The sequence below is a fragment of the Micromonospora sp. CA-249363 genome, from assembly GCF_050950185.1.
Taxonomy (GTDB): Bacteria; Actinomycetota; Actinomycetes; order Mycobacteriales; family Micromonosporaceae; genus Micromonospora.
This window is the reverse complement of the sequence record NZ_CP192020.1, coordinates 6327528-6339885: the sequence shown is the minus strand read 5'-3', so window position 1 is coordinate 6339885 and position 12358 is coordinate 6327528. Positions and strand designations below refer to the sequence as shown.

The window sequence follows — 12358 nt, the reverse complement described above, 5'->3', positions numbered from 1 at the left end:
GGCGACTTCGCTGCGTACCATCGCGACGATGAGTTCCCCATCGTCCGACGTAGCGGCTCCCGACGCTCCGCCCGTGCCGGTCACCGGCCGGGCGCTGCCCAACGGCCTGGCCGCCTTCCTGGTCTTCTTCTCCAGCGGCGCCGTGCTGGTGCTGGAGACGGTTGCGCTGCGCCTGGTCGGCCCGTACGTCGGGGTGACCCTCCAGGTGACCAGCTCGGTCATCGGCATCGCGCTCGCCGCGATCGCGTACGGCGCGTGGTCCGGCGGCTGGCTGGCCGACCGGCGCGACCCCCGCGGCCTGCTGGCGCCCGCTCTGGTGCTGGCCGGGATCGCCACCGCGATCACCCTGCCCGTGGTGCGCTACGCCGGCGAGGTGCTCCGCGGTGGGGCGGCCAGCGCCATCCTGCTGCTCGTGGCGCTCGCCGTGTTCGTGCCGGCGGCGCTGCTGGCCGCGGTCACCCCGCTGGTGGTGAAGCTCCAGCTCGCCGACCTGCGCCGGACCGGCCAGGTGGTCGGTCGGCTGTCCGGCATCGGCACCCTGGGCGGCATCACCGCCACGCTGCTCACCGGGTTCGTGCTGGTCGCCGCGCTGCCCAGCACGGTCATCCTGCTGGCGCTGGCGATCTCCCTCGGGCTGGTCGGTATCGGTCTCGGCTGGTACCTGCGCCGGCAGGCGCGTACCGACCTGCCCGGTCCGGCCCGGGCCCGCGCCGCGCTGGCCGTCCTCGGCCTGCTCGGGGCGGGACTGAGCACCATCGCGCCGAACCCGTGCGACATCGAGACGGCGTACCACTGCGCCCGTGTCACCACCGACCCGAACCGGCCCAGCGGCCGGACGCTGCTGCTCAACTCGGCCCAGCACTCGTACGTCGACCTGGCCGACCCGAGGCACCTGGAGTACGCGTACACCAAGTGGATCGGCGCGGTCGCGGACGTGGCCGCGCCGGCCGGCCAGCGGTTGGACGCGCTGCACCTGGGCGGTGGCGGCTTCACCGTGCCGACGTACCTGACCGCCACCCGGCCGGGCACCGACAACGTGGTGTTCGAGATCGACGGTGGGCTGGTCGAGCTGGGCGAACGGGAGCTCGGCGTACGCCCGGGCCAAGGGCTGCGGGCGGTGGTGGGCGACGCCCGGATGCTGGTCGCCGGTGAGCCGGCGGACAGCCGCGACCTGGTCGTCGGCGACGCGTTCGGCCACCTGGTGGTGCCCTGGCACCTGGCGACCCGGGAGATGGCCGCCGAGATCCGGCGCGTGGCCCGCCCCGGCGGGGTGTACGTGCAGAACGTCATCGACTACCCGCCGCTGCGGTTCATCCGCGCCGAGCTGGCGACGGTCGCCGCCGAGTTCACGAACGTCGCGTTGATCGCCCCGCCGGAGGCCCTCGCCGAGGAGCGGGGCAGCAACTTCCTCATCGTCGCCTCCGACGCGCCGCTGCCGCTGACCGCCGTCCGCGCCCGCCTCGACGTGGTCGACGCGAGCGTCAGCCTGCTCTCCGGCGCGGACCTCACGGATTTCATCGGCAGGGCGATGGTGCTGACCGACGACTACGCCCCGGTGGACCAACTGCTGGCGACCGCCTGATCGGGTGATATTCCTGACCGATTCCGATCCTTCAGGTGTAGGTCGGCCCGTGGTGGGCAACAACGGCCACCATGGGCGGTGGGGACCGTAAGAGCGCGCAACTCCTGGACGAGCGGTATCGGCTCGTCGAGCAGCTCGGCGCCGGTGGCATGTCGGTGGTCTGGCGTGGTTACGACGAGGTGCTGGGTCGTCAGGTCGCGGTGAAGGTGTTGGCGTCACGGCTGGCCACCGACCGGGCCTTCCGGCACCGTATCCGCGTCGAGGCGCAGGCCGCCGCGCGGCTCTGCCACCCCAACATCACCAACGTGTACGACTACGGCGAGTCCCACCAGGTCGGCCTGACCGTGCCGTACGTCGTGATGGAACTGGTCGACGGCGGTTCGCTGGCCGCCCGGCTCGGCCGCGAGGTGCGGCTGCCGTGGCGTGAGGCGGTGACGATCGGCGCGGAGGTCAGTTCGGCGCTGGCCACCGCGCACAGCCGCGGGGTCGTGCACCGCGACGTCACCCCGGGCAACGTCATGCTCACCTCGACCGGGGTGAAGGTGGTCGACTTCGGGATCTCCGCGTTGGTGGGGGAGAGCGAGAAGGGACCGGACGGCGCGCTGCTGGGCACGCCCGCGTACCTCGCGCCGGAGCGGCTGGACAACGGCCAGGTGTCCCCGGCCACCGATGTGTACGCCGTCGGGCTGCTGCTCTACCGGATGCTCACCGGCCGGTTGCCGTGGGAGGCGACCACGACCACGCAGATGCTGCGGGCGCACATGTACAGCGATCCGGAGCCGATGTCCGCGGTGCCCGGTCTGCCGGACGAGGTGACCGACCTGGTGCGGCGCTGCCTCGCCAAGCGACCCGCCGACCGGCCGGCCACCGCCGAGCTGGCCCGGACCCTCGCCGAGGCGGCGGGAATGCTGGCGGCGGTACCGGTCTCACCGGCGACCGGAACGCTGGACCCCGCTGAGCTGGCCAACGCCGGCACCACGATCCTGCCCTGGTCGGCGGAGACGGACGCCCTTCCGCTGTCGCGAACCCGGCGTGGCCGTATCCGGCAGGCGAATCGGCGTCGGCGGGTGGAGGCCGGGGTGGCAGCCGTCGGGCTGATCGCCGTCACCGGGGCGATGTGGGGGCTCACGTCCCGCAGCCCGGCCAGCGGCCAGGACCGGCCCACCACCGAGGCGCGGATGGGCCTGCCGGAGAAGGCGCCCTGCGAGGTGGCGTACGCGCTGCGCACGGACTCCGGCAAGGACTTCACGGCGGAGCTGACCCTGACCAACACCGGCGACCGGCCGCTGAGCGACTGGACGATGAACTTCACGTTCCCCGGCCAGCAGAAGGTGACCAAGGCCGAGCCCGCCCCGGCGCAGCAGCAGGGCGGCGCCGTGCAGATCCGCCCCGCGGCGCAGGGGAAGACGCTGGCACCCGGCGCGGCCGAGAAGGTGACGCTGGCCGGTACGTACACCGGAGCGAACCCGCTGCCGGTGGAGTTCCGGCTCGGCGACGCGACCTGCGGGGCACGCGTCTCGGGGGTGGCCGGGTCGGTCCCGTCCACCGCCCCGGCCGTCAAGGCCGCCCCGACCAAGGCCGCACCGAAGAAGACGACGAAGACCACCACCAAGGTCGCTCCCAAGGCTCCGGCGCCGCCCAAGGCACCCGAGAAGGCGAAGGCGCCGAAGAAGCCTTCCGAGGCCAAGGGGCCGGGTGGTCCGGGAAAAGGGTGAAAGCGCCTGAGGGGCACGCGCACCACCCCAAGAAGTGAGGTGTCAGCGCCGCCCCGCGAAGCGCTGCACCTGGTCGATCCCGCCCTCCACGACCAGCACTCCGCCGTCCACGAGCGCCGTGTCGTCCGAGGCGTACCGGAAACGCTCGCCCGGCACCTTCGCGCCGATCACCCGGACCCCGTCGCGCTCGTGCGGACGCAGGTCGTGCAGCGTACGACCGACCAGGGACGGCGGAACCCGGACGGTGGCGATCGCGAAGTCGTCGTCGAACTCGATGAAGTCGAGCAGCCGACTGACGATCAGGTGCGCCACCCGATCACCGGTCTCCGCCTCCGGAAAGATCACGTGATGCGCGCCCACCGACGACAGGATCTTGGCGTGCTTCTGCGACGTGGCGCGGGCCCAGATCTGCGGTAGGCCCAGCTCGACCAGCGCCAGCACGGTGAGCACACTCGCCTCCACCGACGCCCCGATGGCCACCACCGCCCGACCGAAGCTCGCCACGCCGAGCTGCCGCAGCGCCCCCTCCTCGGTCGCGTCCGCCTGCACCACCCGGTCGAACTGGGCCGAGAAGCGCTGCACCTGATCCGGGTTGCGATCGACGGCCAACACCTCGCGCTCCATCCGGGCGAGTGACCCGGCCAGGTGGCAGCCGAACCGGCCCAGCCCGATCACGACGACGCCACCGCCGTCCGCTCGTCTCGTCGACACCTCGACCTCCTCGTCGCTAGCCGACAATCGGCTGTTCCTGCGCGTAGCGGTAGAGCCTGCGCCGGGTGTTCAGGGCGATCGCCGACCCGAGGGTGAGCGGCCCGACCCGGCCGATGAACATCAACACCGTCAGCACCACCTGACCGCTGCTCGGAAGCTCGCCGGCCAGGCCGATGGTCAGCCCGGTGGTGCTGAACGCGGACGTGACCTCGAACAGCACCGCGACGAACCGCACGCCCTCGGTGAGCAGCAGCAGGAGCATCGTCCCGGCCGTGACCAGCGCGACGCTCAGCAGAGCGACCGTGACGGCCTGCCGCTGACTGGCGGTGGCCACCCGGCGGTGCCCGACCGTCACGTCGGGCTCCCCGCGCAGCTCCGCCCAGATGGTGAATGCCAGCAGGAAGAACGTGGACACCTTGATGCCGCCGGCCGTGCTGGCGCTCCCGCCACCGATGAACATCAGCACGATGAGCAGCGGGTAGCTCTCCTCCTGGAGGTTGGCGATGTCCAGCACACTGAACCCGCCGGTACGGCTCAACGCGATCTGCGTGAACGACGCGAGCATCTTTCCCCCGGCGTCGTACGGGCCGATGGTGCTGGCGTTGGTCCACTCGGCGGCGAGCAGGCCGACGAAGCCGAGCAGCAGCAGCGCCACGCTGCCCCAGATCGTCAGCTTGGTGGCCACCGCCCAGCCCGCCGGCCTGCGCCACTCGCGCACCGCCTCGAACAGCGCGGGGAACCCGAGACCGCCGACGATGGCGCCGAACGCCAACGGCAGCGACACCCACGGGTCGCGGTCGAAGGCCAGCAGGCCGTCCGAGTAGAGCGCGAAGCCACCGTTGTTGAACGCCTGGATCGCGTGGAACACCGCCGACCAGAGCGCCCGGCCGGGCGCATAGTCGTACGCCCCCCAGAGGCGGCCCGCGACCAGCGCGGTCATCACCGCCTCGCAGGCGAAGACGGTCACCGCGATCCGGCTCAGCAGCCGGGTCACGTCGCCGATGCCGAACTCCGCCGTCTCGGCCTGCACGAGCAGCCGGTTGCGCAGGCCGAGCTGGCGGGAGACCACGAGGATGACCAGCGCCGCGACGGTGAGGATGCCGAGGCCGCCGAGCTGCGTGAGCAGGGTGATCACCACAAGGCCCCCGCCGGACCAGTAGTTGGGGGTGTCGGTGACCGCCATGCCGGTGACGGACACCGCCGAGGTGGCGGTGAACAGCGCGGTGACCACGGGTGGCCGCTGGTGCTCGACGGTCGACCAGCGCGCCATCAGCAGCCCGGTGCCGAGCAGGATCGGCACCAGGAACCCCAGCGGCACCAGCCGCACGGGGTTGCGGAGTAACCGGCGCACCAGACAATCTTCCTTTTCCGGGTACGTGATGGAGTGGGAACGCCCATTCCGGAGATTCACCTGCCGGTCAGTCCTCGACCAACTCCCCGTCAACCACAGCCGGTCTGCTGTCTGCGACACCCCTCGATGACAGGAGACGGCGTTGCGACGTACCCTCTCGACCTTCGGCGTGGCCGGCGTGCTGCTCGCCGCCGCCGCCGTGGCCGTGCCCACCATGGCCGCCGCCGGCCCCACGGCCGACGCGGACCGCGCCCGGACCACCGATCGGCCGATCGTCATCGGCCACCGCGGGGCCAGCGGATACCGGCCGGAGCACACCCTTGAGGCGTACCGGCTGGCGATCCGGATGGGTGCCGACTACATCGAGCCGGACCTGGTGTCCACCTCCGACGGCGTGCTGGTCGCCCGGCACGAGAACGAGATCTCCGGCACCACCGACGTGTCGGCCCACCCGGAGTTCGCGGCCCGCAAGGCGACGAAGACCATCGACGGTGTCGCCGTGACCGGCTGGTTCACCGAGGACTTCACCCTCACCGAGCTCAAGACGCTGCGGGCCAAGGAGCGGCTGCCGCAGGTACGCGTGGCGAACACGGCCTTCGACGGTCGTTTCGAGGTGCCCACCCTCCAGGAGGTCATCGACCTGGCCCGTACCGAAGGGCGGGCACGGGGCCGCACCATCGGCATCTACCCGGAGACGAAGCACCCGAGCTACTTCACGTCCATCGGCAAGCCGCTGGAGGAGCCGTTGCTGGCGGCGCTGCGGCGCAACAAGCTGGACCGGAAGAACTCGCCGGTCTTCATCCAGTCGTTCGAGACGGCCAACCTGCGCCGGCTGAGCCGACTCACCGAGGTGAAGCTGATCCAGCTCCTCGACGCGACCGGCCGCCCGTACGACTTCACCGCCGCCGGTGACACCCGTACCTACCAGGACCTCGCCTCGGCCGCGGGCCTGAAGTGGATCGCCGGGTACGCCGACGGCATCGGCGCGAACAAGAACCTGATCGTGCCCCGCGACGCCGCCGGCAACCTGCTCGCCCCGACGAACGTGGTCCGGGACGCGCACCGCGAGCGGCTGCTCGTGCACTCGTGGACGTTCCGCGCGGAGAACCAGTTCCTCCCCGTGGACTTCCGCATCGGCACCGACCCGAACGCGCGCGGCGACATCACGGCCGAGTACGAACTCTTCTTCGGCCTCGGTCTGGACGGCGTCTTCAGCGACCACCCCGACACGGCAGTCGCCGCCCGCGCCGGCATCTGACCGGCTGGGAGCTGCCGACCCCTCGCGAGCCTCGGCTCGGCCGTTGATGCCTCGCGAGCTCGGCGGGGCCGCTGATGCCTCGCGAGCTCGGCGGGGCTGCGGATCCATCGCGAGCCTCGACTCGGAGCTGACCCGCCCTGAGTCGACCACCGGGCCGAGCACGCCCGGCCCCACCCGCTGGCCCGTCGTCCGTCACCTCGGACGCCGGGCCAGCGGCGTCTCCGACACAACCCGCAGGCCCATGGCCCGCGGGCCTCTGTGCGGGACGCTCCACCCGACCGGAGCCACTTGCTCTGTTGAGGGATATACCTGTGAGTCATCAAGATGACTCACAGGTATATCGCCCAACAGGAGATGGCTCGCCCAGTGGCGACACTCCCCAAGATCGCGCTCGATCCAGGAAGTAGTGGCCTCGCCCTGCCTCCGAGGCCACTACGTCAACGATCGAGCACGATCTTGCGGCGCGAAGGCAGCAACTTCCCTGTTGTTGCTGCTTCCGCCGCCTCCGAAGCAGCAACAACAGGGAAGTTGCGCGGATCTTCACCTGCTCGACCTCGCCGGGTGCACCTGCCGGGGGCGTTGCGGTTCGCGCGGGCGATCACACGGGCGCTGGGTTTCCTCGCCGACGTGGACCGGGCGGAGACGACGGTGTCGGAGGAGGACGCTCAGTGCGTACGACATCGGGTTTTTCTGTGACCGCCTGCTCGGCGGTCGGCGGCGGTGCCCGCGCCCGGCGGACCACGCCGGGCCGTGCGGCTGACGGTGGTTCGGGGCGACACACCTGTCGATCCCTCCGTGGCGCTTCGGCCTATCGGGAGATCCGGGTTGGGGGTGGTAGTGCGGCCCGCTGTAACCCTGGGCCACCCCCCTGGCGTTACTTGTGTGTTTCCGCCACATAGCCCGTGGGTGACGTCACTTCTAGCGTGAGCCGACAACCAAGCATCCTGTCCTCACCTGGAGTCGCGATGACGGTCCGGCACACGCGGCGGGCGTTCCTCTCCGCCGCCACGATGATGGCTGCGGCGCTGGCCGCCACGGCCTGCGGTAGCCCGCAGGACACCGCCACCGGCGGCGGCGACAGTGCCGCCCCGGTCAAGGTCGGCCTGGTGTACTCCCAGTCGGGAGCCCTGGCCAGCTACGGCAAGCAGTACATCGAGGGTTTCAAGGCGGGGCTCGACTTCGCCACCAAGGGCACCGGCAAGGTCGGTGACCGGAAGATCGAGCTGACCGAGGTCGACGACGCCGGGGACCCGGCGAAGGCGGTCTCGGCCGCGAAGGACCTGATCGGCAAGGGTACGAAGATCATTGCCGGCTCGACCGCGTCCGGGGTGGCGTTGCAGGTCGCGCCGATCGCGGCGCAGAACAAGGTCCTGTTCATCTCCGGCCCGGCCGCCACGGACGCGGTGACCGGCGCGAACAAGTACACGTTCCGGTCCGGTCGGCAGTCCTACCAGGACGTGGTGACGGCCAAGTCCTTCATCGGCGACCCGACCGGCAAGAAGGTCGTGGTCTTCGCCCAGGACGGCGCGTTCGGCGACGCCAACGAGGCCGCCGTCAAGACCGTCATCGGTGGCGCGGGCGCCACCGTGAGCAGTGTGCGGGCGCCGGCCAGCGCCACCGAGTTCACGCCGTTCGCCAGCCAGATCAAGGCCGCCAAGCCGGACCTGCTCTTCGTCGCCTGGGCCGGTACGACCGCCCCGGCCATGTGGCAGACCCTCGACCAGCAGGGCGTGCTGTCGTCCACCACGGTCGTCACCGGCCTGGACATCCGGGCGTCGTGGCCGACGTTCGGCGCGGCTGGCGCGAAGATCTCCTTCCTGTCGCACTACTTCGACGGGGCGTCCGACACCGAGGCCAGCAAGGCGCTCAAGGCCAAGGTGAACACCATCGACCTGTTCCACCCGGACGGCTTCGCCGCCGCCCAGATGGTGGTGCGGGGCGTGCAGGAGGGCGGCGACGACGTCGACAAGATGGTCAAGGCTCTCGAGGACTGGAGCTTCGACGGGGTCAAGGGCAAGATGACCATCCGCGCCGCTGACCACGCGCTGCTCCAGCCGATGTTCCAGGCCAAGCTGACCGGCAGCGGCACCGCGTTCACCGCGACCGCCCAGAAGAGCCTCACCGGCGACGAGACCGCGCCACCGGCCGTGGCCATGAAGGGCTGACACATGCTCGCCACCCGCGGTCTGACCTGGCGGATCGGTGAGGTCGCCATCGTCGACAGCGTCTACCTCGACCTGGCGCCGGGAGAGTTCCTGGGCGTGATCGGGCCGAACGGCGCCGGCAAGACCTCACTGTTCAACCTGATCACCGGCCTGCGCCGGGCCACGGAGGGCCGGATCACCCTGGACGGACAGGACATCGGAGGGCTGCCGCCGCACCGGCGGGCCCGCCTCGGTCTGGGCCGTACCTTCCAGGCGTCCTCGGTCTTCGGCTCGCTCAGCGTGCGGGAGAACGTCCGGCTCGCCGTGCAGGCGCACCGCGGGGGCTCGATGGCGCTGTGGCGGAGGGCGGCGGCCGACCGGGAGGTCGCCGCCGCCGCCGACGCGGCGCTCGACCGGGTCGGGCTCGCCCACCGGGGTACGGCGCTCGCCGGCACCCTGGCCCACGGCGAGAAGCGCAAGTTGGAGATCGCCCTGCTGCTCGCCGGTGAGCCGCGGGTGATGCTGCTGGACGAGCCGATGGCCGGGGTCAGCGCCGAGGACGTTCCCGAGCTGGTGACCGTCATCAAGTCGTTGACCGGCGACAGCGGCCGGTCGGTGCTGATGGTCGAGCACCACATGGACGTCATCCTGGAGCTGGCCGACCGGATCGCCGTCATGCACCACGGCGCGCTGCTGGCCTGCGACACCCCGGAGACGGTGATGGCCAACCCCACCGTGCAAGAGGCGTATCTCGGGGAGGCGCTCTGATGGAACCGATCCTCACCGTGGAGGACCTGTCGGTCCGGATCTCCGGGCTGCACATCCTCCAGGGCGTGTCCTTCACGGTCGCCCCGACCGGCGTGACCGTCCTGCTCGGGCGCAACGGCGTCGGCAAGACCACCACCTTGCGCGCGATCGTGGGCCTCACCCCGCCCGCCGGGGAGGTGCGCGGCACCATCCGGATGGGCGCGCAGAGCCTGCTGGCCCGGCCCACCCACCGGCTGGTCCGCGGTGGGCTCGGATACGTGCCGGAGGACCGGTGCGTGTTCGCCGGCCTCACCGTCGCCGAGAACCTGCGGCTCGCCGAACGGCGCGGCACCACCCCGGCGTACGACAAGGTCTTTGCTCTCTTCCCCGAGCTGGACCGGCGCGGACGCCAACGGGCGGGCTCGCTCTCCGGCGGGCAGCAGCAGATGCTCGCGATCGGACGGGTGCTGCTCAACGACAACCGACTGTTGCTGGTCGACGAGCCGACCAAGGGGTTGGCGCCGAAGGTGGTGACCGAGGTGGCCGAGGTGTTGGAGCGGGTCGCGGAGTCGGTGCCGGTGCTGCTGGTCGAGCAGAACCTCGCCGTCGTGCGCCGACTGGCCCGCGACGCGGTCGTGCTCTCCGCTGGCCGCGTGGCCTGGACCGGCGACGCGCAGGACCTGCTGCTGGAGACGGCGCTGACCAAGTCGTTGCTGGGCGTCGGCTCGGAGGTTCCGGTGAGCGCGAGGAGTGAGCCGGGTTTGCGAGCCCCGCAGTCGCGAACGAAGGGTGGCTCGGCATGAGTACGGTCATCCTGCTGGCGTTGACCGGGCTGGGCCTGGCGGCGCTGTACTTCCTGGTCGCGTCGGGCCTGTCGCTGGTCTTCGGCCTTGCCGACGTGCTCAACTTCGCGCACGGGCTGTTCCTCGGCGTCGGCGCGTACGGCACCTGGTGGGCGGCGGGCAACCTGCCGGGTGCCGGCCCGGACGGGTTCGGCTTCGTGCTCGCGGTCGCCTTCGGGGTGGCCGCCGGCACGCTCGTCGCGGTGCTCGTCGAGTTGGTGCTGATCCGGCCGCTCTACTCGCGCACCATCGAGCAGGTGCTGGTCACCGTCGGTCTGTCGCTGGCCGGGGTGGCGCTGCTCCAGGCCACCTGGGGCGCCGACGCGCGGCCGTTCCCGCGCCCCGACTGGACCCGACAGGTGACCGGGATCCTCGGCGCGCAGGTGCCCAACGGCGGTCTGCTGCTGATCATCGCGGCGGTGCTGGTGCTCGGCGCGATCCTGGCGTTCCTGCGGTGGACCCGGTACGGCCTGGTGATCCGGGCCGGGGTGGAGAACCGGGAGATGGTGACGGCGCTCGGCATCGACGTCCGCAAGGCGTTCACGCTGGTCTTCGCCATCGGCGGGGCGGCAGCCGCGCTCGCCGGCGCGCTCGGTGGCGTCTACTTCGGCACGGTGTCACCCGGTCAGGGCGGCTCACTGCTGATCTTCGCGTTCATCGTGGTCGTGATCGGCGGGATGGGCTCGGTCGTCGGCTCCGCGTACGCGGCGGTCGTGGTCGGGCTGGTGCAGCAGTTCGTCAACTACTACGGCACGTCCGGGCTGGGCGACATCTGCGTGGTCGGGCTGCTGGCCGTGGTGCTGCTGCTGCGTCCGCAGGGCATCGCCGGAAAGGTGGCAACGGCATGACGGTGATCGACGCTCCTCCCGCGCAGGTGCCCGACGAACTGACCCCGCAGCGGGGGCGGTGGCACCTGGTCCGCCCGTTCCTGCCGCTCGTCGCGCTCGCCGTGATGGCGATCCTGCCGTACTCGACGATCTCCCTGCCGGGAATCTTCGAGGGGCCGGTCAACTCGCCGGGCACCCTGCAACTGCTCGCCATCTGCCTGATCTTCGGTGGGCTGGCGGCCGGGTACGACCTGCTCTTCGGCCGGACCGGGATGCTCTCGTTCGGGCACGCGCTCTACTTCGCGGCCGGTGTGTACGGCACCGACATCCTCGTCACCCGGGCCGGACTGCCGCTGTGGCAGGCGGCGCTGCTCACGATCACCGGCGGCACGATCCTCGCCGCGCTGCTCGGCGCGGTGGCCCTGCGGACCGTGGGCATCGCGTTCGCCATGGTCACGTTGGCGTTCGCGCAGGTCGGGGCGATCCTGGTGGCCCGGGACTTCGGCGGGCTCACCGGCGGTGAGGAGGGCCTGCCGCTGGACGTGTCCGGGCTGCCGGCCGGGCTGGTCGGGGTGACCAACACGGTCAACCTGTACTGGCTGGCGCTCGCGTACCTGACCCTGGTGGTCTTCGTGGTCCACCGCGTCAGCGCGTCGCCGACCGGACGGGTGCTCGCCGGGCTGCGCGACGACGAACGGCGGATCGGCGTCCTCGGGCTGGACCCGTACCGCTACAAACTGGTGGCGTTCACCCTGGCCGGCGGGTTGGCGTCGGCGGGCGGCGTGGTCTACGTCCTGATCGTCGGCGGCGCGTCACCGCACATCACGTCCTCCGAGCTGACCCTGTCACTGCTCGTCATGGTGGTGCTCGGTGGACCGGGCACCCGGTGGGGTCCCGTGCTCGGCGGCGTCCTCTACATGTACCTGGACCACCGGCTGACCGCCTTCGGCACAAGCGACGCTGTCGACAACCTGCCGGCCGTCCTCAGCCACCCGCTGAGCCAGCCCCTGTTCGTCCTCGGCACGGTCTTCATCCTGGCCGTGTACTTCTTCCCCGGAGGCCTGACGAGCCTGGCCCCCCGCCTGACCCACCTAACCAGAGCCCTCCGCCCCACCCCCCGCCGCTAACGGCCTCCCCCCCTTCCCCCCCCCGGCCGGCTCCCGGCCTCCCCCCCGGCCGGC

10 protein-coding genes are annotated in these 12358 nt (G+C 71.4%); 8 read left to right on the top strand and 2 right to left on the bottom strand.

Annotation, left to right across the window (positions count from 1 at the left end; all coding sequences use genetic code 11):
• Positions 1-28: 28 nt before the first annotated feature.
• Together ACQPZK_RS28420 and ACQPZK_RS28415 are read left to right on the top strand one after the other, a co-directional pair.
• Positions 29-1582 carry a fused MFS/spermidine synthase gene (locus ACQPZK_RS28420; protein ID WP_433535839.1) on the top strand — a complete coding sequence of 518 codons (1554 nt, stop codon included), beginning with the start codon at positions 29-31 and terminating at the stop codon, positions 1580-1582.
• 71 nt (positions 1583-1653) lie between these two features.
• Complete coding sequence (locus tag ACQPZK_RS28415; RefSeq protein WP_433535838.1) at positions 1654-3297, top strand: protein kinase domain-containing protein; 1644 nt, start codon at positions 1654-1656, stop codon at positions 3295-3297.
• A 42-nt stretch (positions 3298-3339) separates the two neighbouring features.
• On the opposite strand, the gene ACQPZK_RS28410 is transcribed toward ACQPZK_RS28415, so the two are convergent.
• Entirely contained in the window at positions 3340-4008 is a 669-nt protein-coding gene (locus tag ACQPZK_RS28410; RefSeq protein WP_433535837.1) for a potassium channel family protein, read from the bottom strand.
• A 16-nt stretch (positions 4009-4024) separates the two neighbouring features.
• On the bottom strand, positions 4025-5359 hold the full coding sequence (locus tag ACQPZK_RS28405; protein ID WP_433535836.1) for a TrkH family potassium uptake protein: 1335 nt from the start codon (positions 5357-5359) through the stop codon (positions 4025-4027).
• 142 nt (positions 5360-5501) lie between these two features.
• Here ACQPZK_RS28405 and ACQPZK_RS28400 point away from each other — a divergent pair, with 142 nt between their 5' ends.
• The 6 genes from ACQPZK_RS28400 (at position 5502) to ACQPZK_RS28375 (ending at position 12304) form a co-directional block, all read left to right on the top strand.
• The gene (locus tag ACQPZK_RS28400; RefSeq protein ID WP_433535835.1) at positions 5502-6617 is read left to right on the top strand and encodes a glycerophosphodiester phosphodiesterase; all 1116 of its coding nucleotides are present in this window, start codon (positions 5502-5504) and stop codon (positions 6615-6617) included.
• A gap of 965 nt (positions 6618-7582) precedes the next feature.
• Positions 7583-8782, top strand: coding sequence for a substrate-binding domain-containing protein (locus ACQPZK_RS28395; RefSeq protein ID WP_433535834.1), 1200 nt, complete (start codon positions 7583-7585; stop codon positions 8780-8782).
• A gap of 3 nt (positions 8783-8785) precedes the next feature.
• Positions 8786-9529, top strand: coding sequence for an ABC transporter ATP-binding protein (locus ACQPZK_RS28390; protein WP_433535833.1), 744 nt, complete (start codon positions 8786-8788; stop codon positions 9527-9529).
• The gene (locus tag ACQPZK_RS28385; RefSeq protein WP_433535832.1) at positions 9529-10311 is read left to right on the top strand and encodes an ABC transporter ATP-binding protein; all 783 of its coding nucleotides are present in this window, start codon (positions 9529-9531) and stop codon (positions 10309-10311) included. The genes ACQPZK_RS28390 and ACQPZK_RS28385 overlap by 1 nt, the downstream gene beginning before the upstream one ends.
• Positions 10308-11198, top strand: a complete 891-nt coding sequence (locus ACQPZK_RS28380; protein WP_357134380.1) for a branched-chain amino acid ABC transporter permease — start codon at positions 10308-10310, stop codon at positions 11196-11198. The genes ACQPZK_RS28385 and ACQPZK_RS28380 overlap by 4 nt, the downstream gene beginning before the upstream one ends.
• Positions 11195-12304, top strand: coding sequence for a branched-chain amino acid ABC transporter permease (locus ACQPZK_RS28375; RefSeq protein ID WP_433535831.1), 1110 nt, complete (start codon positions 11195-11197; stop codon positions 12302-12304). The genes ACQPZK_RS28380 and ACQPZK_RS28375 overlap by 4 nt, the downstream gene beginning before the upstream one ends.
• Positions 12305-12358 lie beyond the last annotated feature (54 nt).

Excerpts from the sequence above, each read along its gene's own strand:
- ACQPZK_RS28420 (WP_433535839.1), top strand. The coding sequence starts at position 29 with ATGAGTTCCCCATCGTCCGACGTAGCGGCTCCCGACGCTCCGCCCGTG.
- ACQPZK_RS28415 (WP_433535838.1), top strand. The coding sequence starts at position 1,654 with ATGGGCGGTGGGGACCGTAAGAGCGCGCAACTCCTGGACGAGCGGTAT.
- ACQPZK_RS28395 (WP_433535834.1), top strand. The coding sequence starts at position 7,583 with ATGACGGTCCGGCACACGCGGCGGGCGTTCCTCTCCGCCGCCACGATG.
- ACQPZK_RS28390 (WP_433535833.1), top strand. The coding sequence starts at position 8,786 with ATGCTCGCCACCCGCGGTCTGACCTGGCGGATCGGTGAGGTCGCCATC.
- ACQPZK_RS28385 (WP_433535832.1), top strand. The coding sequence starts at position 9,529 with ATGGAACCGATCCTCACCGTGGAGGACCTGTCGGTCCGGATCTCCGGG.
- ACQPZK_RS28380 (WP_357134380.1), top strand. The coding sequence starts at position 10,308 with ATGAGTACGGTCATCCTGCTGGCGTTGACCGGGCTGGGCCTGGCGGCG.
- ACQPZK_RS28375 (WP_433535831.1), top strand. The coding sequence starts at position 11,195 with ATGACGGTGATCGACGCTCCTCCCGCGCAGGTGCCCGACGAACTGACC.